This window comes from Corynebacterium pseudodiphtheriticum (assembly GCF_023509295.1).
GTDB classification, from domain to species: domain Bacteria; phylum Actinomycetota; class Actinomycetes; order Mycobacteriales; family Mycobacteriaceae; genus Corynebacterium; species Corynebacterium pseudodiphtheriticum.
Genome location: NZ_CP091864.1, coordinates 2,008,689 through 2,034,434, shown reverse-complemented (window position 1 = coordinate 2,034,434; position 25,746 = coordinate 2,008,689). Strand labels below are relative to the sequence as shown.

Here is a 25,746-nt window from a genome sequence, read left to right as displayed (position 1 = left end):
CGTGAGACGGCCTGGCTTAGAGGTTTTCGTTAATCCACTTTTCGGTCAGCTGGCCTTCGTTGTCGAAGAGCTCTTCTAGTGCTTCGCCAACCTTGGGCTCGATAGCTGCGCCCATCATTGGGATGTTGACGGAAACGTCGTTGGTGTAGCTCAGGGTGGTGGTTTCACCTTGGCCTGCCAGCTGAACGGTGCCTTTGAAATCGACCGGGGTGCCCTTGACGTCGGCGTTGTAGGAAAGCTCTGCTTTGTCGTCGGCAAGCGCGCCAACTTTGACGGTGCGCTTAACCTTCAGCGACTGCGAGACCATCGCGCGGACGGCCTCCGGCAGGATGGTGACGGGAAGCAGCTCGAACAGGGTGGCTTCGTTGTTGGAGAACTCGTTGAGCTCGCCTGGTTCTGGCGAAAGGTTTTCGGCGATATAAGCCCAGTACTTTTCGTTGGTCAACGCCTGGTGGACTTTTTCGGCGGAGTGATTGATGGTCACTGTGTTTTCGCTACGGGTAGACATGCCCTACAGACTACCCTGTGATAGTGATGAATGATTTTATGACTCAAGCAAATACGGCCTTGGATACCCCGGAGTTGCGCACGCTTGCCGACGCCGGGGCGCTCGAACGCGTCGATGGCGTGGAATTTTCTCAGTTGACGACGTTTCACCTGGGTGGTGCCCCGCGGGCTGCCGTGCGAGCCGCGACTGGTGAGGCCGCCGCGGCGGTAGTCCGTGCCCTGGATGCTGCCGGGGTGGAGCTGCTGATTGTCGGCGGCGGTTCCAATTTGCTGGTGACCGACGAGCCGCTGGATGTGGTCGCGGTGATTATGGGCGATGACCACCTGGAGATCGACGCCAGCACTGGTGTGTTGCGCGCGGGTCCGGGTGCTGTCTGGGATGAGGTCGTCGCTGCCAGCATCAATGCGGGGCTTGGCGGCTTGGAGTGCTTATCAGGTATTCCGGGTTCTGCCGGTGCCACCCCGGTGCAAAACGTTGGCGCTTATGGTGCGGAGATCGCGGATGTGCTTACCCGCGTGCAGTTACTGGACCGCTCGACTGGTGCGGTTGAATGGGTGCCTGCCAGTGCGCTGGATTTGGCGTATCGCTATTCCAATTTGAAATTCACCGCTCGTGGGGTGGTGCTGGCCGTGGAGTTCCAGCTGCGCACTGATGGTTTGTCAGCGCCGTTGCGTTTTGGCCAGCTGGCGGGCGAGCCGGGACAGCGTCGCGATCCGGCGGAGGTGCGCGAGGAGGTGCTGGGCCTGCGTCGTTCCAAGGGAATGGTGCATGATCCAGAAGATCACGATACGTGGTCGGCGGGTTCGTTTTTTACCAACCCGGTAGTGCCGGAGACGCTTGCCGACGAGATCACCCAGGTCGTTGCCGCAGAGCTGGGTGCCGACGAAGCAGCGGGCATGCCCCGTTTCCCGGTGGCTGCAGGCAGCATGGCCACTGAGGGGTCTGATACTGGGGGTTCCGATGGAGCCGCAGAAGCAATGGTGAAGCTGTCTGCCGCCTGGCTGATTGATCGCGCCGGTTTTGCCAAAGGCTACCCGGGTGCGGATGCCCCAGCGCGCTTGTCGACGAAGCACACCCTGGCCCTGACCAACCGTGGTGCGGCGCGGGCTGCGGACGTCGTCAAGCTAGCCCGTGATGTGCGCGCCGGGGTGCAGGAAAAATTTGGGGTACAGCTTGAGCCAGAACCGTTGTGGATCGGGCTGGAAATCTAGCCACCATCGTGGCGAAAGACTGCGCGCAACTGGCTAGCGTGGGACTTCGATGGTGACGGTTTTGCCGCCGTAGCCATGTTCTTGGTCGTGGCCTTCGACGGTGACCTCCTTGACGTTGTCCGGGATTTCGAAGGGGCCGCGGGAGCGAGTAAATGGCTGCTCGTTGGCGTGGTCGTGGCCGAGTTCGTGTTCGGCTAACACGGTGCCGTCTTCGTCGAGCACGCGCCAGCCGTCGGCGTAGCGCTCCGGGGAATCATAGGGCGAGGACACCGTAACAGCGATGCGGTATTCGCCATCGGAACCGGATAATTCGGCTTCCAGGATGTCCGGATATTTCTGGTCGGTTGCGTCCGAAGCGGCATCTTTTGCTTCGTTGGCCGCGCTGCTTGCGGCGTCAGTAGTGGATTCAACCGCGCTCGAGGCTTGCTCACTAGCGCTATTAACGGTCTCATCGGCGCTGTCCGCGGCGTTCGAGCATGCTGCCAAGGTAAGCATGGAGGTCGCGGCCAGGGCAGTGAAAGTACGTGAAAGTTTCATGCCCGCCTAGTATAACTGCAGCTCATATATCCGATCAGAAGTGCCGAAATCATCGGCGCTAATTTTCTGCTTGGTTCGGGTAGGTGTATTTGCCTTGGGTTACGCTGGCCCAGGCCACGGGGAGCTGTTGCTTGTAATACGGCCAGTCGTGGATGCCGGTTGCTGCGTGGTCGAACTCAATGCGCTCGTGCATCAGGCCCTTTTCCTGCAATGAGTGCTCCAATTCTGCGGTGCATTGGTTCGTGAGTTTTTCCAGCGTGATATTGCCGAAGAACGTCGGAATGCCCTCGGGGCGGGCCAGCTCAATATCATGTTCAGTGGCGTAGCCATTGGCGGAATAGATATAGACCGGCATGCTGGCGATACCCTTTGGGTCCGAGACGACGTCGTTACGCAGGCGCTCCGGGGTGTTGCCCGGGCCCCACATCAGCTCTGGGTTGCCACCCATGACAAGCGCTGCCAGGTCGAAATAAGCACGACCAGCAGTGCTTATCGACGAATAGCAGCCCGAAACCGAGAAAGTACCGGAATACAGCTGTGGGTACAGATTGGCCAGACGGACGGCAGCCGAACCACCCATGGACAAACCGCCAATATAGCGCTCACCGTTAAACGGGATTCCGGTTTGTTGTTCCATCACGCCGGGTAGTTCCTGAGTCAGGAAAGTCTCCCACTTCGCGCGGCCCAAATATGGGTCGGTGGCGTTCCAATCTGTGTAGTTGGTGCCACCAGCCTCGACGGGCATGATCGTGGTGACGTGTTCATTCGCCATGGTTCCTTGCACGTCGCCTTTTCGCAGCCATCCGGACTGACGCGGGGCTGACACGCCGTCGAGAAGATACAGCATCGGTGCGGCTGTGTCGCGGTCCTTCGGGTACTGCACTTGCACCTGGACGACGCGGCGCATTGCCGGGGACTCCACGTAGAGACGTTCGACAGCGAAGCGCTCATCTGCTTCGCGGTGGATCAGGCGCGGCTGTGCAAAATCCTGCTCCTTGTCGATGGTGTAGGGGGTTTGCTCGCCCCATAGGTTCCACATCGGCAGTTGATGCCAGGGGGTGTGGTTCTGGAAAAATTGAAGAACATTTAGCACATGTCCCTGTACGGCTGGGTCTTTGGACCATTCCGCCATTGGCGCGGAAGAACCATCGAAAGCGATCCGGGAGCTGGTTTCGCTGGAAAACTGTTGCGCGTGTGCTTGTGGGGTGGCCACGGCAGACGAGACAGCAGCGACTGCAGGCAGGCTGAATGCCGCAGTCAGAGCAAGCGCGGCTGCGCGCCGGGATAACGAAGATGGCATGGGGGCTCCAGAAGGATAAGTCGAATGGGGAGATCTCGCGGCTACGTGGCGTGTGAGCCGATGAGCTTTGGAGACATCATAAATGGGGTCGCCGAGAAATGTAGAATCCCAAAAGCTTTCGCAAGTATCTGGGTACTCTAGGTTTATGTGACGCTTTAACCTCGGAGGTGTAACCCCCTATGGCGAATCAACAATCTCGTCTACATTCACAAGTTTTTGGATACAACGCTGCTCGCTGGGTTTTGATTGCAGTGACAGTAGCGATCACCATCTGGTTTTTTCTCATGATGAGTTGGATGGCGTTTCCCATCGTCATCGTGACGACAATCGTCGTGTTGTTCCATATCGACACTCAGTTAGACCAGAAGCAGCAGACGCTAAAAATCAAAGTCCTGTGGGTCCCTGTAAAAACCTGCAACTTCGCAGATATCAAGGAAGCTGCTATTCCACAGGATCCTTTGCCATTGGAACGTAATACCTTCGGCGTGCACTTCGTCGGAGGTGCATTGTCCATGCACGCGGGCGCGGCGAACTTGGCGCTGGAGATGACAGATGGCAAAACCTACCGGGTGACGGTGGACCGGCCACAGCAGTTTGTGAAGCGGCTTCATGAGGAGAAAGATCTCTAGTAGCAATTAATTGGCTACCCGTTGAGCAGCAACTTCTCTGTTTTGCGCTGTCATGAGGTGTCGTGATGAGTGGTAGCTGGAATTTTCAAGACCGCGCCTGGGCTAGTTCAAGTCCCTGGTGTTGGTTGATTTATCCATCCCTTATTTTTGGGGGCAGTGATTTTAATGCGAAAACTTGCTGGGGATTATGGCACTGAATATTCTTAAAATTGAGAACCATATTGGCAGGTCATATCCATGTTTCGGCCAGCTTCTATGGTTTGGGACATAGATGCCGCAACTTCACCTGGATGAGCGGAATCCACACGGTTTTGAGAGAAAGAAGTTCAATGACAAGCATCCGTAAACGGTTGCGTATAAGTGCGATGGTCGCGCTGAGCGCAATGTTATTTACAGGGGGGGGGCGAAGCTCTAGCGCAAAGTTCTTTCAATTTGCATAGCAGCATCGGCTCTTCTTTCGATGATGGCCGGCAGAATAAGCCACAGCCTGGTAATCCTCCGGCACCAAACCCTGCAGTGCCGAACCCATCGGTACCGAAGCCGCAGAACCCACCTGCGGAACAGGATCCGGCTCCTGCGCCTAAACCTGATGACGAAGAGCAGCTGGTGCCAACAGATCCGCCTGCAGATGGAGGCGAAAGCTTCCCGGACGACGTGAAAGTAAATCCACAGGCAAAAGGTGTGGAGATTGAAGAAGCACAGGCAATTCTGTCTGGCCCGGAGGGAATTGTTGTTGCAGGTACGCACACGGTCTCGCAGCAGGTAGTTGAAGAACAGGAGCTCGTTGAAGGTACAGTGTTGTCTGTACCACCTGCAGAAGGCGTGCCTAACGGTGCCTTGGTCAAGGTCACTTCCATTAAGGCTAGTGATGATGGAACTAGCCAAGTGATCACGGAAGAAGCCACCCTGCAAGATGTTGTTGAAGATACTCATGGGCTGGTCGAATTTGATGCCGTGCCCCTAGATTCACAGGCAACCACTGATGATGATGCAGTAGAATTATTTGATTTGTCTGAAGTTGATTCAGAAAAACTGCAACCTCGTGAAAACGGCATTGCTTCACGCGCTAGCATCGATGCTACGAGAAGTATTGCGGGACGTGGATTCCGGGCAGACATCAAGAAAAGGGTTCCGGGACTGAAAGATGGTGAGCTTATTGGTGGCTATGCTATTGATGCCAAATTGAAGCTTGATATTTCTTTATTAGGGGGTGTGAATCATGCTTCCGTTACGCTGAATACGAATATGGATGGTCGCCTTGATTTGGCTGCTAGTCGTGCTATTCAGGAAAAATTCCGTGTGAATGTTGCTTCTCAGCCAACCACCTACATCATCATGCTTGGTCCGGTGCCGGTGTATTTGCAAAACACCGCGAAAATTATGCTCGATGGTGGAGTCGATGCTGAAGGTAAATTTGATTACAAGCCTCGGTTAAATGCTGGCACCAGGACCGGTATGCAATATGCAAACGGTAATTTTTCGCCGGTGAACGACAAGTGGTTTGATCTGGTTGGCATAGCTGAGCCGAATATCACCGCGAAGTCTCGCCTGGAAGCGAATCTTGTGGCATCGAATGATTTGAGCTTTTATAATGTGCTGAACACCACTGGTGAGGGTCGGATCAATACAACATTCGATGTTCAAGTGCATCCTCACCAATCCCCACGGTGTGTTATTAATGCTGACTTGTATCCGACAGCTCGATTTAAAGCTGAAATCCCTGGTGGCCCGTCTTGGAGGCATAGCATTGGCGGAGAGAAGATTGCGTTGTATAAGAGTGGAAATCTCTGTGCGAATAAGCCGCCAATCTCAGGAGAAACTGAAGAAGATCTTAATGATGTGGTTCCGGATCCTTACTTGCGGTCCTATTTGAACGGTCTTTTAGGCAAACCTGAGGAGCTTAGGGATAATCCAATTTCTGCGGATGAAATTGCAAAAATTCAATTTATTGGTTTAAAAAGAGGCTATTATAAAGCGACTCCCCAACTCTCTTTGGAGGGATTGCAATATGCAAAAGAACTCCGAAGTTTGGACGTGGACACTACTCAAGATGACGTCTATATTCCGGATCTATCCCGATTGGAAAACCTAGACAGATTTGCTTTTAATGTCTCAAATGGGTGTAGGGTAAAAATAGACTCTTCGGGTGGAGGATTTCCGAATTTAAAGGAATTGCACATCACCCATGGAAGTCCGTTATGTACTAACCCGGAGTTAGAGGTGCCTCAAGATATTGCAAATGGGGATGGTTTAAAAGAGGTGGGTTTGGAAGGGCCGATACAAAACCTTCCTCCGAAGATTTTCGACCAAACGCGTCTTAACGACCTGAAAATCAAACACAATCCACTACTGAAGGCTCTGCCCGAAGATTGGAATCTCCCTGCATTGGGCATTATGGAGATAGATGACACAGGTCTGCGTAATTTACCAAAAGGTAATCTAAACATTCCGGCACTGTCCCAACTAAGCATTTCCCATAACCATTCTCTTCGCGAAATCCCATCGTCGCTTGCGCAGGCACGAAACCTGCGAACTTTATCCATCTGGAATAATAAGGCTCTGCGAAGTATTGCGCCGGAGCTTGGAAGTCTCAGGGAATTGCGAGAGCTTCGAATAACAAACAATTCTGCATTGAGCTCGTTGACCCTGGAGCCAAACGAATTGACTAATTTGGGACGGGTACAGCTTTACTCGAATAATCTGCTCGAATTCCCGGATTTTCTACTCGAGTTACCCTCGCTGGAGAGCGTCACAATCGGGGGTAATCCTGGAATAAAGGAATCTGACCCGAAAGTTAAACAGTTGCGAGATAAAGGAGTCTTGGACCACACTATATAGTGAGGCAGCAGAGTAAGCTGAAGCCTCGATGAATTGTCCAGATTTTGCTTCGTCCGCAAGGAGGTGAAATCTGGACTTTTCCATATTGTCTACTAACCCAAAACTAATGCGTTCCAGAAACCCTTGCAGGTTGGGCGGTGCCGTGCAGAATAAGAAAAGGGTCCGTCCAGCTAATCCGCAGAACTGAAAACCGGACGAACCCTTGCTAATTGTTGCCGGACGCGAGCAGCGGAGACTGCCCCGGAATTACAGAATCGCAAAACCTCGCTGAGTGCTAGGCCCCTGGCTAACCGGCTTGAGAGTTACCGGTTACCCCAGGACTAGATCATTCTGCCAGACCTCCAGCCACAGCAGCCTATCCGGACGCACCAGGGACCGGATAAGTGCCGTCAGCACCCAAGCGAGCATCCTCGTCAAGCAGCAGTGCGATCTCCGCTTCCTTCGAACCCCGCTCCGGCAAGCGACGGCCCTCAATCACACTGAACAACGCACGGCGGCCAATCATGCCAGCCTCGCGATGCGCGGCACCAGCAGCCAGACGAGCATTCGCCTGCTCGCGCCAAGCACCAGCAGCATCCTCGCCGAACTGCGCGGCCACCGCAGCTTCGAAAACACCCGGGTGGCCATAGACCACCACGGCACCAACGTGACCGAAGCCGAGCGAGGTCAACACAGCGGCTTTCACCGGGCGCCCGGCGTCGGCAAGCGAAACGCCGTCGCGCAGCCACACCAGGTTCTTCGCCTTCGGCTCGATCAGCGGATCCACGCAATCCAACGCCGCATTGTGCGGCACCCGGCCCGTGCGGAAGACATCGATCAACCCACCGGTCTGGAACAGTGCGGCACCAGCCTTGGAGTGGCCCGTCAGCGACTTCTGCGAAATCACAAACAGTGGCGCATCAGCATCGCGGCCAATGGCTGGCCACAGCATGGAATGCAGCTCGGACTCGTTCGGGTCGTTGGCGTTGGTAGACGTATCGTGCTTGGACACCACCGTCACGTCATTCGGGTGCAAGCCCAGCCCACGCAGCGACTTCGCCAGGCGCGAATTCTCGCGGCCCCGGCCAGCGCCCAAAGCACCCAAGCCCGGAGCAGGGATCGAGGTGTGAGCACCATCGGCATACGATGCCGCATGCGCAACCACCGCATACACCGGCAAGCCCAGCTCCCGCGCCAGCGAACCACGCACCAGCAGCACGGTTCCGCCACCTTCGGCCTCCAGGAAGCCACCGCGGCGGCGGTCATTCGCACGCGAGATGAAACGCTCATCGATGCCCTGGTCGGTCATCTTCTTCGTCTCCGCGGTGGCATTCATATCACCGAAGCCGGCTAGCGATTCCACCTGCACGTCGTCGATACCACCGGCAACCACCACATCGGCTTTGCCCAGCTTGATCTTGTCGCAGCCTTCCTCGATGGACACCGCTGAGGTCGCGCACGCACCGATCGGGTGAATCATGGAACCATAGCCGCCGACCAGCGACTGCATGGTGTGCGCAGCAATCACGTTCGGCAGGGCTTCCTGCAGGATGTCCGACGGGCGCTCCTCGTCCAAGAAGCGCGAGACGAAGACCTTGTGCAGCGATTCCATGCCACCAATACCGGTGCCTTGGGTGGAAGCAATATCGCCCGGGTGGATCGATTGCAGCAGTTCCGCGGGGCTGAACCCGGCGCTGATGAACGCGTCGACGGCGGTGACCAGGTTCCACACAGCCATGCGGTCCAGGGCGTCGACCATGTGCTCTGGGATGCCCCAGCGTGTTGGGTCGAAGTTATCCGGCATCTGGCCCGCCACCGTGCGGGTCAGCGTCGCCTTGCGCGGCACCTTCGCGGTAGCGCCCTGCAGGCGGGTGACCTGCCACTCGCCGTCGGCTTCGGCCACGCGGGTAAAGGCTGGGTCAGCAGCTTCGATTTCGCGGGCCTGGGCCTCGGTTGGCACGGTGAAGCTGATGTCGCGGTCCAAGAAGACTGTCGCCAAGTCGATCGAGCCCTGATCCTGCAGGTGGTATTTGTCCGACAAGGTGCGCACACCAGCGCGGGCGACGACCTCATCGCGGAAGCGGGCATAGATGTCCTCTTCGGCGACCTCTGCACCGTTGGCGTCGTACCAGCCCGGGGTTGGGTCTTCGGCCCAGTTGACCAGGCCCGTCATCCAGGCCAATTCCAGAACACCAGCGGCGGTTAGCTCCACGGAGCCATCGCGCTGGATACCGTATTCTGCCTCGAAACGCGTGCGGCCTGAACCCCAGGACGAGACCTCACCGACACCAGCGATGACGATCATGTCATCCAGATCCGTGGTGATCTCACCGGTTTCCACACGCTCCGGCTGTGCGGGCACCGCGATATTTGGCAGGGCAGCGATGGTGGCCGGGGCGGCGGGGGCGTTGGCTGCTGCCTCTGCTGCGGCCGCGGCGGCTTGTTCCGCATTCGCTGCCGCCTGGGCAGTCAGCTCGGCCATGTTCAGCGTGTCACCCAAACCACCGGTCAGATCCAGGTGCAACGGAGCCTCGGCAGCCTGCGCGCGGGATTCGGCAGAAGCCAAGCCCATCAGCTCGTGGGAAATCTCTGCTGGGTTCCAGACCCGGATACCCGCAGCCTCCACAGCCGGAACCAGTCCGTCGTTGCCGGCCATCAGGTGCGTACCGGCCACCCAACCGATCAGAACCTGCGCCAGGGTGACACCGTCGGACCAGCCAGCCTCGACCTTCCACTTGTTCATAATCGCATCCAGCGCGGCCTTGACCTCGCCATAAGCGCCGTCGCCACCGAATACACCGCGGTTCGGCGAACCAGGAAGCACCACATGGCAGCGCTTGTCGACGCCAGCTTGCGCCAAACCGGCCAATCCCGCGATGGTGCGCTCGACGGACCACAACAGCAAACGCGTTTGGTTTTCTGCCTGCGGGCCGGCGTCGGCCAGCGACCCTGTCACCGGTGGGGCGGCGAATGGGAAGGCCAGGGTTGGGATCAGAGCTGGCTTGAGCAGCTTCACCTCATTGCCGACGGATTCCACCTGCTCAGTGCCGATCCAGTCGATGACCGCATCGACATCGCGGTAGGACGACAAGTTCGCCGGTACCAGCCACAGCGCAGCACCTGGAATGGCGTGCTCGGCGTACAGCTTGCGGGCAAATTCCTTACGCGCTTGGCTCACGCGCGAAGCAGTCATGACGACGGTCGCGCCGCCTTCCAACAGGCGCGCGATCAGTGCAGTGGCAATCGAGCCTGGAGCAGCACCGGTAACCAGCGCAATATCCTCGGCGTAGGCGCCCTGCAGCTCAGATTCTGCCAGCTTGGCGACGGTCTCCAGCTCACCCTGCCCACCATTGGCTGCCCACCAGCGGGCTTGCTTGGCGACGGTCGAGCCCGTGCCGCGGAAACGCTCCAGGGCGATATCTGCCTGCCCCAGTGCGTAGCGCGCGAGATCTTCCCGGGCGCTGGCCCAGCGGTCGTCGAAAAGCACGGCCTTGCGGGCATCGAAGACCGGGGTGACGGTCTTGACCCAGCCGGAACCCAGCTCTGCCTCGACGGTTTCGAACAGCGTGTTATCGGTTTCGGGGGTCTCTGGTGCGGGCTCGGACAGGCCCAGCTGCGCCAGTACGGTGCGTGCGGCAGTAGCCAGCACGCCATTTTCGCCGGTGACTTGTTCGGCGAATTCGTTGAGCGCAGCGGAATCCACGACGGAACCACCACCGGCACCGGAACCACCGGTTGCTTGCGAGACTGCCACACCGTGGCGAGCAGCCACTTGTTGCACGGCGGCGTCGACTAGTTCGTTGACTTCTGCCTTGGAGCTGGCCGAAGTTGGGATTGTTGCTAGGGAACCGCCACGCACCGAATCTTCTTCGCGCGAGCCCAGCAGAATTTCGGCTTCCACGTGGGCGATCCAGGATTGTGGCAGGGCCCAGGTGCCGGTTACGCGCTCGCCGACAGCAGCAGGCTTGGCACCGGCGGCACCGGTGAGCTGACGCAGGCGCGCTCCGATGGCCTCGCTGAGTACTGCACCAAACGGGCTGTAGCCCGGAGCTGCGGTGGTGACGCGGCCGCGCAGGGTGGCGACATCAGCATCAGCGGCCCCGTCGATGGCTGGAACGCCCAGCTCAGCGGACATATCCATGAGCAACTGGTTACGGCGCGAGGACACACCGTTGGTGAGTTCTTCGACCGTATCGGAATCGTTGATCTGCTCTAGGCGGATCTTGTTGGAAAACGCGAACAGCGTCATGATGGCCTCGGCGGCGGTGAAGCTGAGCTCGCCGGCCGGGGCGCCGCCTCCAGCAGTGGTGTTAGCGCTGGCGCTTGCCGACGCGTTTGCTGGGTCTGACTCGGCTGCACCGGTTGACTCGGTGGCAGCGGCTGCAGCGTTTGCGGCTGCTGCACCGGCTGCACTATCAGGACCCGCCTCCGGCATCGGTGCCGGGTTTTCCGTCGGACGTGCTGCATCGGCGCCGACCTCCGGGCTCTGGCTGGCTTGGTCGGCAGCAGCAGAGTTACTTGCAGTATCTTCGTCATCCACCTCGGCTGGCGCCTCGGTGACGTCGGAAAGCATGACCACATCCTGGTCGCGCTCGACGTTGTACACCGGCAGGCTGACGCCAGCCACGGCCATGGAACGCTGCGCCAAGTTGGTCAACGTTGGCGATGACGCCAAGCCGACCTCGATGATCTGGTCGACGCGACCAAACAACAATTCCTGGGTTTCGATCCAGCGCACCGGCGAAGCAAACTGCCAGGACAACAACTCGATCAGCAACAGGCGGGCCAGCTTTTGCGGCTCCATGGTGGCAGCGTCGATGTTGTCGAGACGGCCAGACGGGGCCAAAGCCGCGGTGGCATCCACGAAATCCTGGGTGAGCTCAAACGGGCGAGCCACTAGGTTCGGCACATAGCGTCCGACCAGGGCATCCAGGTCCAAGGTCTCCGGTAGCAGCTCGTCGAGTTTGTCTGCGAATGCCGGCACGCCGTCGCGCAGCACGCGGGAGTGGAACGGCACATCGATGCCCGGGACGGTCACGAAGGCACGCGGGGCGATGGCCGTCGCGCGCTTGCCCAATTCCGCCAAGCCAGCCTTGGTGCCAGCGATGGAATACTGCTGTCCGGAGATGTTGTAGTTGACGATCTCCAAGAACTCACCGGTTTCCTGCGCCACCTGGGCAACATAATCCTGTACGTCTTCGGCACTGACACCGATCATGTTCGGGCGCAGCGCACCCATCCCGTAGTTGGAGTTACCGTGCTCGTCGCGCTCGACCAACGTGCCCATCGCGGAACCACGCGAGTAGACGATGTCGATGACAGCTTCTAAATCGAAGATATTCGCCAGCGAGGCCAGCGCGGTGTATTCACCCAACGAGTGGCCGGCGTACATGGCACCAGTAGCCAGCGCGTTGTTCTCGCGCAAACGCTCGGTCTGACCATAGGCGACAACAGCCAGCGCGACCTGGGTGAACTGCGTCAGGTGCAGCACGCCCTGTGGGTGACGGAAGGTAGTGCCGCGCACCTTGAGCTCCGTCGGGTTGTCGTCGATGATCTGGCGGATGGAAAAACCATGCTGGGTGCGGGTGTGGTGATCCGCGCGACGCCAGGCCTCACGTGCAGCCGGGGAGGCGTTGCGATCGCCACGGCCCATGCCTTCTGCCTGTACACCCTGGCCTGGGTAGACGTAGGCGGTGGCCGGTTGCGCCAACAGCGCCTGGCCGACGGAGACGACTTCGCCATCGATACGGCAGGTGACTTCTAAAGCACTGTGGATTCCGGCGCGTCCGACGCGTTCTGCGGTGATTTCCACCTTGTCGCCGAGTTGCACCATGCCGAACATCGAATACGTCCAGCTGGTGACCGTGCCGTGGGTATTAGCCAAGTGCTGGGCGGTGGCTGAGAGCCACATGCCGTGCACTAGGGCGTCGTCAAGATTAACCAGGCGAGCCGCGTTGGTGGAGGTGTGGATCGGGTTGTAGTCGCCCGAGACCAGCGCGAATGGGGTCATATCCTGCGGCGCCGTGACGGTTGCGCGGTCGACGAAGGAGCGTGGGGTCGGCTCGACCTCAGCAGCTAGGGCAGCACCGCCCCATTCCGGTGCAGGCGCTGGAACGCTGGCACCAGTGGCGCGGCCGCGGATGGCGAAGCGCTGCATCTGGGTGGCCACCAACTCGCCGGATTCGTGATCGCGCAATTCCAGTTCCACGGTGACGATGCGTCCGGCGTTGGATTCGTCGATTGCCGAGCACCAGGATTTGACGTCGATGCGGCGCGCAGTGGCCTCGCCCTTGTTGCCGCGGGCGAGCTCGTGGAGCGGCACCCGCAGGTCAATGACGTGATTCAGGTGCACGGCATTGAGAAGGCCCTCGATGACTGGGTAGTCGGTACCAGCAGGCTCGCCGTGCTCTTCGCCGATGCGGCCAGAGCCCAGCGCGGTATAAATCGCAGGCCAGGCTGGGCCCACCAACACGTCCGGGGTGCCTGGGGCGGTGGTGAGCTTGTCGCCCAAACCAGCGCCGGTGACTGCAGTGTGCGCCTGCAACAGCGTGGTAGGCAAGGTGAAGGAATCCTCGGCATAGCCGAATGGGTACTGCTCGTCGACTGAACCTTCCACGATGGTGGGCAGGGCGGTGATCTCATCGCCAGATTCGGAGGTCGAACCCACACCAGCCAGGCCTGCCAGCAGTTCAAAGACGGCTTGTGGCAGACGATCGTGGTCCACGACCGGGCTGGCACCGGTGGCGACGGCGTCGGAAAGATCGACAGGGATGGACACGGACTTTACATAGAACGGGCGCTGCTCTTCTGGCAGGTTATCCCAGTAGGAGTCGGTGTTGATGCGGATGGAATACTGCGGGGCAGCCTCGGTGCCGTCGTTGATGATGTCAAAGGCTTCTGTTGGCAGCTCCACGGCTGGGTTGGCGATGGTGTGCCCGTGCCATTCCAAGCTTGGGGCCTGGCGCAAAAATTCCTCTGCGGTGGTGGCGTTGCCCAGGCGCGAGTACTGCTTGGTTGCTTCCACGCCAGCTTGCTGCAAAGCCTCGGTGGTGCCGGTTTCGAACCGGGCCAGCAACTCGGCGACGGGTTCGTCGACCTTGGTAATGCCTGCTACCGAGACCGGGCCCGGGATGATGCGCACGGCATCGGCGTCGTAACGATCTTCCTGCGCCTGCCACAGGGTGTCTTTGGAGAACCACTTTTTCAGGTCACCATCAATGGCGGTGGTCCATGGCATCGGCTTGTTGTGCTTGTGGTTCAGCGAAACAAACCAGGCGGCATCGCGCGCTGCGACGGTAGTGGTGGCAGCCTGCGGGAAGGCCTCGAGCAAGGTGCGCAGGTTGGCCGGGGCATCGGCGACGGAATCCAAGTCGGGGAACAGGGTGTCGATCTCGCCGTGATCCGACGGGTGCAGGCGCGCCTCGATGCGATGCAGCAGGTCGAACCAGCGATCCTGCCAGGTCGGGTCCATGAACGGAAAGGCCAGGTCGACGAAACGCTCCAGCCACTGCTGGTAGGTCATGGTTTCCACGTCACCGAAATACGGCTTGGAGGTCTTGGCCAATGCGGCGATGATCTCTTCGCGGTGATCCTGGTAGTCAGCTGGATCCAGCGAGGTGATCAGCCGGGCCGCAGCGGCGAAAGAGTTGTCGATTTCGTGGAGATCCGCCAGCAGGTGCGACTGACCAGAGGCCACACCACCGTTAGCGCGGCCGCGGCCGACCCAACCGCCGTTGGTCTCCGGGCTGATACCTGGGGTGTCGACGAGCAGCTGTTTGACCTGCGGGGAAGTGGTGGCTTCTTTGGTGGCCATGGCGACGGTGCCGACGAACACGCCGTCGACCGGCATACGGGGCAGCGAATATTTCTGTGACCACGTACCGGTCAGGTATTCCGCGGCACGTTCTGCCGAGTAAATGCCACCGCCGACGGTGATGGTGACGTTATCGTGCTCGCGGGCAGCGGCGTAGGTGTCGATGAGCATCTCATCCAGATCCAGCCACGAGTGGTGGCCGCCGGCGTGGCCGTCCTCGATCTGCAGAATCAACTGGTGCTCCGGGTTGGCGGCAGCGATGGCCAGGATGTCGCGGATCTGCTTGGTGGTGCCTGGTTTGAAGGAAATATATGGGAAACCGTCGGCACGCAGCTGGGCGAGCAGCTCGGTGGCCTCGTCGGCTTCCGGCACGCCAGCGGAAATGGTGACACCGGTAATTGGTGCGCCGTTCGCGCGGGCCTTCGGGACGATGCGTGCTTGGCCAAACTGCAAGTTCCACATGAAGCGATCGAAGAACATGGTGTTAAACGCCACGGTGCGTCCCGGCTGCAGCTGGCGGATCAGCGAATTCTTCAGTTCCGTAAACAGCTCTTCGGAATACATTCCACCGCCGGCCATCTCCGTCCAGAAACCGGCATTGGCGGCAGCGGCGACGATAGCTGGGTCGACGGTGGTCGGGGTCATACCACCCAGCATGATGGGCGACAGGCCGGTCAGTGCAGAGAACTTCGTCTGCGTGTACGTCTTGCCATCCGGCAGCGTGACCAGGCGTGGGGCGAATTCAGACCAGTCGCGGGCAGTAGGTAACTGCGCGCCGGGGGTAGCGAGGTTATCGCGTTGCGACGGCGTCCAGGCCGGAACGACGGACAGGCCGGTGCCTGCCACGAGAGGGGTGGTGAGTTTGGCCAGACCGTCGTCAAGCACCAGGGCGTGGCTGATGTGCTGGTCGACCATCTGGGCGGTCTGTGCGGTCCAGTCGAATGGGCGGACCAGGATGTCGCGGACGACGGTGGCGATATCGGTCTCGCCAAGATCCAGCTGGCAAGCCTGGGCCCACTCGATGGTCAGCTCTGCGGCTGCGGTGAGGCTGTCGTGGTGGAAAGGCAGCGCGACCGGTAAGTAGGTGAAGTTTGGAGTGAGTTCTGAGCCTCCGAATTCGCGGGCCTCCAGGGCGTCGTTATAGGCGCTGGCGTGGGCGGCGACGTTATTTTCTACCGCTGCGAGCTCGTCCGGGGTGCCCGAGACAACGAAAGCGCGGGTGCCGTTGACTACGGATATGGCTGCCGAGCCAGTGGTGGTCCCATTCAGGGACTGCTCGACGACATCGCGCGGGAGGTCGCGGATCAGCAGCATGTGTGAGCGGGAATCGGTGGAGCCGTGGGTGACGTTGGCTGCTGTGCCCATCAGGATGGCCAGAGCTAGTGCGTGGACCGGGTGCTTGATGGCGGCGATGCCGAGGCTGCCCTGGGAGTGGCCGAAGGCGGTGGTTGGGTTGTTCTGTGTTGAGCCCTGTTCTAGGTCGCAACCTGCAAGGTTCAGCCCCAGGTCACGCAGCTGATCAATGGCAGCCAACTGGCTGAGCACGATGCCCGGGACGCTGACGGCGGGGAATACGTCATTGGAACTGGTGGAATTGTTCGAGCTGGTGGTGTGTTCGGATGCGCTGGTGTCTTGGGAACCTGCGTGCACGAGCTCTTCCAGGCGCTCCATGGCACCGGGGACAGTGGAAGCGATGGTGCGGGCGTAAGGGCTGACCAGGCTGCGGGCTTGGGTCAGATAATTGTTTAGGCGGCCGACGGCGTGGTGGCTGGCAGCGGCGTTGTGCAGCTGCTTTTCCCACTCCGAGGCTTGACCAGCAAAAATGATGGCGGGGGCGCGCATGGAATCAAGCGGTGTCAAAGACATGCAGTGGCATCCTTTACAGAAAATATGAGGAAACGTTCATGTTGTCTTTGGTTACCGTAGTGCATGCGAGTTATCTCACGTGGATAACTCGCGGCAAATGTGAGTAAATTCTCATGATTTTGTTTTAGAAACCATGATTTGAATGGGCGCGTTCGGCATAGTGGCACAATAAAACGCCCTGGTTGGCCACTATCACGGGCGAACCAGGGCGTGAAATGCTCCGGAGAGGTGGATATTACTCAGCGCAAGCTACTTATCCGTAGCGGCGCCGTCTTGCGAACCGCTGTCTTGCGTACCGCTGTCTTGCGTACCGCTGTCTTGTGTGCCACTGTCTTGTGTGCCACTGTCTTGCGGCTCGGCGGCAGCAGAATCGTCTGGCTTGGCAGAAGCAGCCTCGTCTGCCTCAGCAACCGCAGTCTCGTCGGGTTGGGCGTCGGCAAGATCGTCTACTTCTACGCCCGCAATGTCGGATTCCTGGTGGTCTGGCTGCTCATCGAGCGGCTTCGCCTTGCCGGAATTATCGGAATCCTCGGAACCGTCGGCCTCGTCAGCATTGTCAGCGTCGGTAGCGTCGCCCTTTTCCTTCGGCACCAGGCCCAACATATCCAGCAAATCGGCCTGAACTTCGCGGCGGCGCAGCTTACCGATCTGGTCAGTGGCCAACTCCTCGAAGTGGTAGAAGGTGCGCGGAACCTTGTAGGCAGTCAGACGCTCACGGCAATAATCCTTCAGCCCATCCGGGTCCAGTGCAGCACCGGCGCGCAGCACGACACAGGCCACGACATCCTCCGAGCCATCCTTGCGTGGACGGCCGACGACAGCGCACTCTTCCACATCAGGGTGCTGCCCCAGGCAATCCTCGACCTCGCCAGGGTAGACGTTGAAGCCACCGGTGATGATCATTTCCTTAATGCGGGACACGATGCGCACGAAGCCGTCTTCTTCCATCACAGCCATGTCACCGGTGCGGAACCAGCCGTCGTGGAAAGCGTTCTCCGTGGCTTCCTCATTGTGCAGGTAGCCCTTGAATACCTGCGGGCCGCGGCCGAGCAGCTCGCCTTCCTCGCCATCCGGCATGGTTTCGTCCAAATTGTCTGGGTTAGCGATGCGCACCTGGGTATCGGGGAACGGGATGCCAATATAACCCGGGCGACGGTTTTCTGAGTGCGGGTTGCAACACAACACCGGCGAGGTCTCGGTCAGGCCGTAGCCTTCCACCAGCAGGCCGCCGGTGCGCTGTTCCCACTTCTCGACGGTGTCTTCCGGCAACGGAGCGGCACCGGAAATGGAATTGGTGATGCCCTTGAGGTCAATATTTTGCTTCTCGGCTGCCTCCATGACCTTGGAATAGAGCGTCGGCACGCCCGGCATCCAGGATGGCTTGCGGTTTTTGATCACGTCCATCAGTAGTGGGATTTCCGGCTTCGGCACCAGCACCATCTCGCCACCCAGTGATACGGCAAGCCCGGCGATCAGCGTGAGGCCGTACACGTGGAACATTGGCAGCGCACCCAGCACGCGCTCGTCCGGGTTGCGGCCCAGGGTGGGGAAGAAGGTCAGGATCTGTGCAATATTTGCCGAGATATTGCCTTGGGTAAGCTCTGCGCCCTTCGGGGTGCCCGTGGTGCCGGAGGTATACAGGATTAACGCGGTGGAATCACTGGTGACACAATCTGGGGTGCGAATTTCCCGCCCGTCGCCACCGAAGGCTTCGCTGGCCAAAGATTCAAATGAGATGGTGTTTGGGGCGAACTGGGAAAGCTGCTTGCGTTTTTCGCGGATCGACGGCAGAGGCAGGTAGCGCAAGGCCAGCTGTTTGGTGCGGGGCATCGCATTAATCATGTTGACAGAGATGATGGTCTCGAGCGGGGTCTTGCTGCGGACCTGCTCCAACATTGGGGCGGCTTTGTCCCAACAAATCGCGATGCGGGCGCCGTGGTCGCTAAACAGACTTTCTAGCTCGTGTGCCGTGTACAGCGGGTTGTGCTCGACGACGGTTGCGCCAATTTTTTGGATCGCATAAAACGCAATAACGTGCTGCGGGCAATTCGGTAGCAGGACCGCCACGCGATCACCAGGGCCTACGCCGAAGGCCTTCAGGCCAGCCGCCACAGCGCGCACATTCTTGTCGAGTTCGCTATAAGTCATCGACTCGCCAAAAAAGTAGGTGGCCTGCCGGTGGTGGTTATTGGTCAGGTTCGAGTCGTACAGACTCAGCAGCGTCGTGTGCTCGTATTCCGGCTTTTCTGGAATATCGCCGTAGTGTTGTAGCCACGCTTTGGTATCCGAAGCGGTCATTGCTACCTCCTTGCGTAGGGGTGTTTTGCATCACACGTTTTTGAGATGGTCCCCACACTACCAATTGGTGAGTCGTTTCACATAAACTACGCAAGTTTTCAGTGCTGTTTGTTAAAACTCCAGCATAAAAGGGGTGGAAAATGGAAGTGGGGCGGGCCGACGTAGCGGTTTCGACGTCGGCCCGCCCAAAAATAGCGTGATTTTACGAATCTATATTCGTCCCCTGTGCTCGTGGGATAGCGAACAAAACTTCGCCTACGCCTGCTCCAAGCGTGTAATCAAGTCAGCCTGGACCTCGCGGCGACGAATCTTCCCCAGCTGGTCCCGGGCTAGTTCTTCGAAGTGGTAGAAGGTGCGCGGAACCTTATACCGGGTCAAACGTTCACGGCAGAACTCGCGCAAACCTTCCGGATCTAGCTCGGCACCGTCGTTAAGAATCACACAGGCGACGACGTCCTCCGAGCCGTCCTTGCGTGGGCGACCCACCACAGCAACGTCAGCGATATCCCGGTGGGCGCTGATGGTTTCTTCTACCTCGGCAGGGTGGACGTTAAACCCACCAGTGATGATGATTTCTTTCAAACGCGAAACCAGGCGCAAGAAACCGTCTTCTTCCATCACACCCATATCGCCAGTGCGGAACCAGCCATCATGGAACGCTTCCTCGGTAGCTTCCGGCTTATTTAAGTAACCCTGGAAAACCTGTGGTCCCTTGACCAGCACCTCGCCTTCCTCACCATCCGGCATGGTCTCGTCGAGGTTTTTGGGGTTTGCAATACGGATCAGCGTATTTGGCATCGGAACGCCAATGAAGCCTGGGCGCCGGTTTTCATTGACAGGATTAGCTACGATCACCGGCGAGGTTTCGGTCAAACCATAGCCTTCGACCAACAAGCCGCCCGAAAGTTTTTCCCATTCGTCGACGGTGGATGCCGGTAGCGGGGCAGCACCGGCAAAAGAATAGCGGATGCCGTGCAAGTCGAGGTCCTTCTTTTGGGCTTCCTCGGAAATTTTGTCGTAAAGTGTCGGCACACCGGGCAACCAGGTGGGCTTGCGCTTCTTGATGGCATCGAGAATCAAAGGGATTTCCGGTTTAGGCAGCAGGATGATTTCACCGCCGACGTAGGAAGCCAGCGCGCCAATGAGAGTCAGGCCGTACACGTGGAACATAGGCAATGCACCCATGAGAGTTTCGGGCTTTTCGCCAATTCCGGGTAGCCAGTACTTTGCCATCTGCACGTTGGAGCAGATATTGCGGTGGCTAAGCATCGCACCCTTCGGGGCGCCGGTGGTTCCGGAAGTATAAAGGATGAATGCGATGTCGTCCGGGGTCAGCGTCGGCTCTGGTTCCAGGTTTTCACCGGTGCCGCCGATCGCGCCGTCGAGAAGCATGCGGTAGGGGATAGCGTTATCGGCTTTTTCAGTGAGCATCTCGCGCTTTTCACGCACCGCTGGTAGAGGCAGGTAGCGCAACGCCAGCTGCTTGGTTACGGGCATGGCCTCAACCATGTTTACCGCGATGAGATTTTGCAGCGCTGTGGCATGGCGAAGCGGCTCCAGCGAACTAGCGATTTTGTCCCAGACGATGGCGGTGCGCGCCCCATGGTCTTTGAATAGGCCTTCCAGCTCATATGGGGTGTACAGCGGGTTGTGCTCGACGACGGTTGCACCTAACCGCAGGATGGCGTGCACCGCGACGATGTGCTGTGGGCAGTTAGGGAGCACCACAGCCACCCGGTCGCCTTTGCTGACTCCTAGTGATTTTAGGCTTGCGGCTACCGCGCGGACCTGCTTATCAAGTTGCGCATACGTCGTCGATTGCCCGAAAAACCAGGTGGCATTGCGATCCCGGTGATTTTTGAGGTTTTCGACGTAATTGTCGACAAGGGTGAGATCCGCGAAATCGATTTCGGGAGGGCAGGCGTCGTTATAGTGCTGTAACCAGGCGCGGTTTTTGAATGCGGTTGCCGCACCGGTGTTTGTGTTGTCGTTTGGATTGTTGTTTGAGTCCTCATTTCTGTTGTCGTTTGTGTCGGTGTTGAGAGCATGTTTGGGCTCTGACATGGGAACAATCCTCCTGTGTTGGCGTTTGCTCGTTTCGCTTGCTGGGTCGTGGGTGGGCAAACCTTGCGGGGGGTGTACGAACCGTCACTAGCGAACTGCACCAAAATATTGTGATCTGTATTGCAGTTTTGGTTCCATAACCACAGTAGGCGATTGAGGCTCGCTTGGCTAGGGCATGTTCGTTAAAACGGTACTTTGAGGCAAGATTGCGGCACGTTGAAAAGCACATTAACTGATTTGCAGGCAAACAAAATAGTTTGTGTGCGTAAAGGGGTGGTTAGTGACGATCAACCGGAAAAGCGGGGTGGGGCTGTGCCGGCCTGACAGAAGACCGGCAGAGAGAAAGTGACGGATAGAAACCGGCAGAGAGAAACCGACAGGGAGAAAACCGGCAGAGAGAAACCGACAGGGAGAAAACTGGCAGAGAGAAAGCCGGCAGACAGAAACCGAGAAAAAGAAAACCGCCCGGAAAACCGGGCGGTGAAAACTGCATCCAGAAGCGATAAGAAGGAACTACAGAACCTCTAGCCTTCCGCTAGCTCGCATCCTCTAAACGTTTCAGCAGGTCAGACTGTACCTCGCGTCGGCGGATCTTCCCCAATTGGTCCTTCGACAACTCCTCAAAGTGATAGAACGTGCGGGGAACCTTATATGGAGTCAGTCGCTCCTTGGCAAAAGCACGCAGCCCTTCTGGGTTCAGCTCGGCGCCATCGCGCAAAACCACACAAGCCACGACATCCTCGGCACCGTCGGAACGCGGACGGCCCACCACGGCGCACTCGACGACGTCGGCATGGCTCAACATCGTCTCTTCCACCTCACCCGGATACACGTTAAAGCCACCGGTAATGATGATTTCCTTGATGCGCGAAACCAGACGGATGAAACCATCCTCTTCCATTACACCGACATCGCCGGTGCGGAACCAGCCGTCGTGGAACGCAGCCTCTGTAGCCTCCGGGTTGTCGTAATAGCCACGGAAAACCTGCGGCCCGCGGGCGAGAAGCTCGCCTTCCTGGCCGTCGGGAAGCGTCTCATCCAGGTTGTCCGGGTTTGCGATCCGAATTTCGGTATCAGGAAATGGGACACCGATATAACCCGGCCGACGGTTCTGACTCATGGGGTTACCCACCAAAATCGGCGAACATTCAGTCAGACCATAGCCTTCCACCAAAAGGCCAGAGGTGGCTTGCTCCCAGTTTTCCACGGTGTGCACCGGCAGAGTAGAAGCACCAGAAAATGCGTTGCGCACCTGGGAAAGGTCGATATCTTTGTCCTTGGCTGCCTCGATGATTTTCTCGTACAGCGGTGGCACACCCGGGATCCATGTCGGCGGGTGCTTTTTCATAATGTCCATCAGCAACGGAATCTGCGGCGACGGCAACAGCACCATCTCTGCACCCAAAAATGGCCCCAACGTGCCGAAGAATGTCAGACCATACGCATGGAACATGGGCAGCGCCCCCAACAGGCGTTCTTGTTCATCTCCTAGCCCGGGAACCCAATGCTTGCCCTGCAAAATGTTGGCATACAGATTGCCGTGGGTCAGCTGCGCGCCCTTCGGTGTGCCAGTAGTGCCCGAGGTATACAAAAGCAGCGCGGGTGTGTTCTTGTCGACGCCGTCGGCAGGCACAAAATCGCCCGCCGAACCGCCCATAGAGCCGTCGGCAAGCACGGAAAACGGCACCGTGTTTGGCGCAGGTGCGGTCAACTGCTTACGGGTTTCGCGGATTTTCGGCAGGGGAATGCGCAGAGCCAGCTGCTTCAACTTCGGCATCGCTTCGACCATGTTCACCGAAATGATCGTTTCCAGCGCCAGGTCGCGATCCTGGCGTAGCTTCTCTACCGTTTCCGCAGCCTTATCCCAGACAATCGCCACGCGGGCGCCATGGTTGATGAAAGGATCGTGCAACTCATGTGCCGTGTAGAGCGGATTGTGCTCGACGACGACCGCGCCCAGCTTGAGAATGGCGTAAAACGCGGCGACGTGCTGCGGGCAGTTCGGCAGAATCAACGCGACGCGATCGCCCGGACCCACCCCAAGTGAACGTAATCCGGCGGCGATGCTACGGACTTGTTCGTCGAGCTCCCCGTAAGACATGCGGTGGCCGAAAAACCACGTCGCGGGCTTGTTTCGGTTGATCGCCAGGTTGTTGTCATAAACATCCAGCAAGGTGACGTTGCCGTAATCAAGCGTGTGCGGAGTCGATGGTGCGTAGTGCTGCAACCATGCCTTCGATTCAAAAGCTGACATAGAAACTACTGTGCTTCCTTCGTGCTGGGGTGTACTGGGACTGTTTTTATTGCGGCCTGTTTTGGCGTGCGGACTGTTTTGTCCGGACTGGAGAACTCTTTCCAGTGTACTCCCGGCAACGTGGGGTGTTTCGTGCGCGCGTGGCAAGTTGTTTGTGCGTGAGATCTAGCGGCCACGCTGGGCTTATCGTTCTAGGTCGCGACCTATATAAGCTCCGGTTCTGCTGCAGCACGCCAGTATCTTTAGGATGCAAGTATGCGCATCGCCATGATCTCTATGCACACCTCACCCATCGAGCAGCCGGGAATCGGCGATGCCGGGGGCATGAACGTCTATGTCTTAAACATTGCCCGCCAGCTCGCGAAACAGGGCATTGGTGTGGATATCTTCACCCGCGCCACCCGATCTTCCCAGCCGGAGGTCATGCAACTTGCCGATAACCTCCGCGTTATCAACATCATTGCGGGCCCTTATGTCGGTCTGGAAAAAGAATCCTTACCGACGCAGCTCGTTGCTTTCACCGGGGGCATCGTGCAGTTCATCAATAAAGAATCCCAGCCTACGGCCAAGCCGGAATCCCGTACTGGCTACGCTCCCTGCCACGCACCGTACGATGCGATCCATTCCCATTATTGGCTCTCCGGCCAGGTCGGCTGGTTGCTGCGCGACCTATGGGGCATCAGCCTCGTCCACACCGCCCACACGCTTGCGGCGGTGAAAAACGCCTACCGTTCGGCTGACGATACCGCCGAATCTGAGGCCCGGCGCATCTGCGAACAGCAACTCGTCGACAACGCCGACACTCTCGTCGTCAACACCGATGAGGAAGCCCGCGACCTCATTGGCCATTATGATGCCGAACCATCCAAGATCGTGGTGGTTCCGCCAGGTGCCGACCTAGAACTGTTTACCCCGGGCACAGACCGCAACACCGAGCGCTCCCGACGCGAACTCGGCATCCCACTACACACGAAAGTGGTCGCTTTCGTCGGCCGGCTACAGAAATTCAAAGGCCCCGAGGTGCTCATCCGCGCCACCGCCGAGCTTTTCCGCCGCGAGCCGGACCGGTGCTTACGAGTGGTGATCTGCGGTGGCCCTTCGGGAAGCGCAGCCAGCCCGGATTATTATCACAATCTTGCCCGTGAGTTAGGCGTCGGCAAGTGTATCCGGTTTATCGATACCCGCCCGCCGGAGGAGCTGGTCGCGGTGTATCAAGCTGCTGACCTGATTGCGGTGCCGAGTTACAACGAATCCTTTGGGCTCGTTCCCATGGAGGCGCAGGCTTGTGGCACCCCGGTGGTGGCCGCGCGGGTCGGTGGCCTGCCGATTGCCGTTGCAGATGGACAGACGGGTGTGCTTGTCGACGGCCACGACCCTGACGATTGGGCTGATGCGTTGGCAGATTTGCTGGATGACGACGACCGGCGCATAGAAATGGGGCAGGCCGCGGTGGGACACGCCGCGCAGTTCTCGTGGGCGGCGGCTGCGGACCGGCTAGTGGGGGTATTCCAGGATGCGATTGCGAGCGCTGACGGGGCAGCAAGGTTGCACAATCGGCAAGCCAGCGGGAATTAAAGGGGAACTGACGGGGAACTGAAGGGGTGGGGAGTCTGGCGAGCTCGCCGTGGCTCCGGCACTGATCCCGCGGACCGTGGCATGCTAGAAGCTATGACTGGACCTAATTCTGAACCGAATTCTGCCAACGGCAAGCTCATCTTGCTGCGCCATGGCCAATCCACCTGGAATGAATCCAACCAGTTCACCGGCTGGGTTGATGTAGACCTGACCGCACGTGGAGAAAGCGAGGCGCGCCGGGCCGGAGAATTGATTGCCGCTGCTGGGCTGCAGCCAGAGGTGGTCTACACTTCGCTGCTGCGTCGTGCGATCCGTTCGGCAAATATTGCGCTGTCCGCGGCCGACCGCCACTGGATTCCTGTAGTCCGTAACTGGCGCATAAACGAACGCCATTACGGTGCCCTGCAAGGGCTGAACAAGGCGGAAACCCGCGACAAATACGGTGAGGATCAGTTCATGTCGTGGCGTCGTTCTTATGACACCCCGCCACCGGAGCTTGCCGACGACTCCCAGTACTCCCAAGCTGGCGATCCGCGTTATGCGGATGTGGACAACCCGCCCCGTACGGAATGCCTGAAAGACGTCGTAGCCCGGGCCATCCCATATTTCGAGGCGGAGATCCTGCCACGCCTGCGGGATGGTCAGACCGTGTTGTTGGCTGCGCACGGCAATTCGCTGCGCGCACTTGTTAAGCACCTGGATGCGATTTCTGATGAAGACATCGCTGGGCTCAACATCCCGACCGGTATGCCACTGGTGTACGAATTTGCCGCCGACGGCAGCATCGTGAACCCAGGAGGCGACTACTTGGACCCAGAAGCCGCGCAGGCGGGTGCTGCTGCCGTAGCGAACCAGGGCCAGGCCAAGTAAATCA

At 58.8% G+C, this 25,746-nt stretch carries 11 protein-coding genes and 1 pseudogene; 5 read left to right on the top strand and 7 right to left on the bottom strand.

Annotated features, from left to right (window positions below; translation table 11 throughout):
• Positions 1-16: 16 nt before the first annotated feature.
• Entirely contained in the window at positions 17-508 is a 492-nt protein-coding gene (locus L9H78_RS09110; protein ID WP_023018875.1) for a DUF2505 domain-containing protein, read from the bottom strand.
• Positions 509-546: 38 nt separating this feature from the next.
• On the opposite strand from L9H78_RS09110, the gene L9H78_RS09105 reads away from it, so the two are divergent.
• On the top strand, positions 547-1,719 hold the full coding sequence (locus L9H78_RS09105) for a UDP-N-acetylmuramate dehydrogenase (protein WP_430622752.1): 1,173 nt from the start codon (positions 547-549) through the stop codon (positions 1,717-1,719).
• Between the two features lie 33 nt (positions 1,720-1,752).
• On the opposite strand, the gene L9H78_RS09100 is transcribed toward L9H78_RS09105, so the two are convergent.
• Positions 1,753-2,256, bottom strand: coding sequence for a hypothetical protein (locus tag L9H78_RS09100; protein ID WP_249619900.1), 504 nt, complete (start codon positions 2,254-2,256; stop codon positions 1,753-1,755).
• Positions 2,257-2,314: 58 nt separating this feature from the next.
• On the bottom strand, positions 2,315-3,556 hold the full coding sequence (locus tag L9H78_RS09095; protein WP_249619899.1) for an alpha/beta hydrolase: 1,242 nt from the start codon (positions 3,554-3,556) through the stop codon (positions 2,315-2,317).
• 179 nt (positions 3,557-3,735) lie between these two features.
• On the opposite strand from L9H78_RS09095, the gene L9H78_RS09090 reads away from it, so the two are divergent.
• Both L9H78_RS09090 and L9H78_RS09085 read left to right on the top strand, forming a co-directional pair.
• The gene (locus L9H78_RS09090) at positions 3,736-4,185 is read left to right on the top strand and encodes a hypothetical protein (protein ID WP_249619898.1); all 450 of its coding nucleotides are present in this window, start codon (positions 3,736-3,738) and stop codon (positions 4,183-4,185) included.
• 432 nt (positions 4,186-4,617) lie between these two features.
• Entirely contained in the window at positions 4,618-7,023 is a 2,406-nt protein-coding gene (locus tag L9H78_RS09085) for a leucine-rich repeat domain-containing protein (RefSeq protein WP_249619897.1), read from the top strand.
• Positions 7,024-7,378: 355 nt separating this feature from the next.
• Here the strand turns inward: L9H78_RS09085 and L9H78_RS09080 are convergent, their stop codons facing one another.
• The 4 genes and pseudogenes from L9H78_RS09080 to L9H78_RS09065 all read right to left on the bottom strand — a co-directional run bounded on the left by L9H78_RS09080 (position 7,379) and on the right by L9H78_RS09065 (position 23,297).
• Positions 7,379-16,681 carry a type I polyketide synthase gene (locus L9H78_RS09080; RefSeq protein WP_249619896.1) on the bottom strand — a complete coding sequence of 3,101 codons (9,303 nt, stop codon included), beginning with the start codon at positions 16,679-16,681 and terminating at the stop codon, positions 7,379-7,381.
• A 597-nt stretch (positions 16,682-17,278) separates the two neighbouring features.
• Positions 17,279-18,979, bottom strand: a pseudogene (locus L9H78_RS09075) (long-chain-fatty-acid--CoA ligase); the annotation flags it as partial.
• Positions 18,980-19,234: 255 nt separating this feature from the next.
• On the bottom strand, positions 19,235-21,043 hold the full coding sequence (locus L9H78_RS09070) for a long-chain-fatty-acid--CoA ligase (protein ID WP_249619895.1): 1,809 nt from the start codon (positions 21,041-21,043) through the stop codon (positions 19,235-19,237).
• A 535-nt stretch (positions 21,044-21,578) separates the two neighbouring features.
• The gene (locus L9H78_RS09065; protein WP_249617730.1) at positions 21,579-23,297 is read right to left on the bottom strand and encodes a long-chain-fatty-acid--CoA ligase; all 1,719 of its coding nucleotides are present in this window, start codon (positions 23,295-23,297) and stop codon (positions 21,579-21,581) included.
• Positions 23,298-23,552: 255 nt separating this feature from the next.
• Here L9H78_RS09065 and mshA point away from each other — a divergent pair, with 255 nt between their 5' ends.
• Together mshA and L9H78_RS09055 are read left to right on the top strand one after the other, a co-directional pair.
• Entirely contained in the window at positions 23,553-24,872 is a 1,320-nt protein-coding gene (gene mshA / locus L9H78_RS09060; RefSeq protein WP_249619894.1) for a D-inositol-3-phosphate glycosyltransferase, read from the top strand.
• A gap of 93 nt (positions 24,873-24,965) precedes the next feature.
• The gene (locus tag L9H78_RS09055) at positions 24,966-25,742 is read left to right on the top strand and encodes a phosphoglyceromutase (protein WP_249619893.1); all 777 of its coding nucleotides are present in this window, start codon (positions 24,966-24,968) and stop codon (positions 25,740-25,742) included.
• Positions 25,743-25,746: the final 4 nt, after the last annotated feature.

What these genes read in the sequence shown, in the direction of transcription:
- L9H78_RS09110 (WP_023018875.1), bottom strand. Translation starts at nt 508, where the DNA reads ATGTCTACCCGTAGCGAAAACACAGTGACCATCAATCACTCCGCCGAA.
- L9H78_RS09105 (WP_430622752.1), top strand. Translation starts at nt 547, where the DNA reads ATGACTCAAGCAAATACGGCCTTGGATACCCCGGAGTTGCGCACGCTT.
- L9H78_RS09100 (WP_249619900.1), bottom strand. Translation starts at nt 2,256, where the DNA reads ATGAAACTTTCACGTACTTTCACTGCCCTGGCCGCGACCTCCATGCTT.
- L9H78_RS09095 (WP_249619899.1), bottom strand. Translation starts at nt 3,556, where the DNA reads ATGCCATCTTCGTTATCCCGGCGCGCAGCCGCGCTTGCTCTGACTGCG.
- L9H78_RS09090 (WP_249619898.1), top strand. Translation starts at nt 3,736, where the DNA reads ATGGCGAATCAACAATCTCGTCTACATTCACAAGTTTTTGGATACAAC.
- L9H78_RS09080 (WP_249619896.1), bottom strand. Translation starts at nt 16,681, where the DNA reads ATGTCTTTGACACCGCTTGATTCCATGCGCGCCCCCGCCATCATTTTT.
- L9H78_RS09070 (WP_249619895.1), bottom strand. Translation starts at nt 21,043, where the DNA reads ATGTCAGAGCCCAAACATGCTCTCAACACCGACACAAACGACAACAGA.
- L9H78_RS09065 (WP_249617730.1), bottom strand. Translation starts at nt 23,297, where the DNA reads ATGTCAGCTTTTGAATCGAAGGCATGGTTGCAGCACTACGCACCATCG.
- mshA (WP_249619894.1), top strand. Translation starts at nt 23,553, where the DNA reads ATGCGCATCGCCATGATCTCTATGCACACCTCACCCATCGAGCAGCCG.
- L9H78_RS09055 (WP_249619893.1), top strand. Translation starts at nt 24,966, where the DNA reads ATGACTGGACCTAATTCTGAACCGAATTCTGCCAACGGCAAGCTCATC.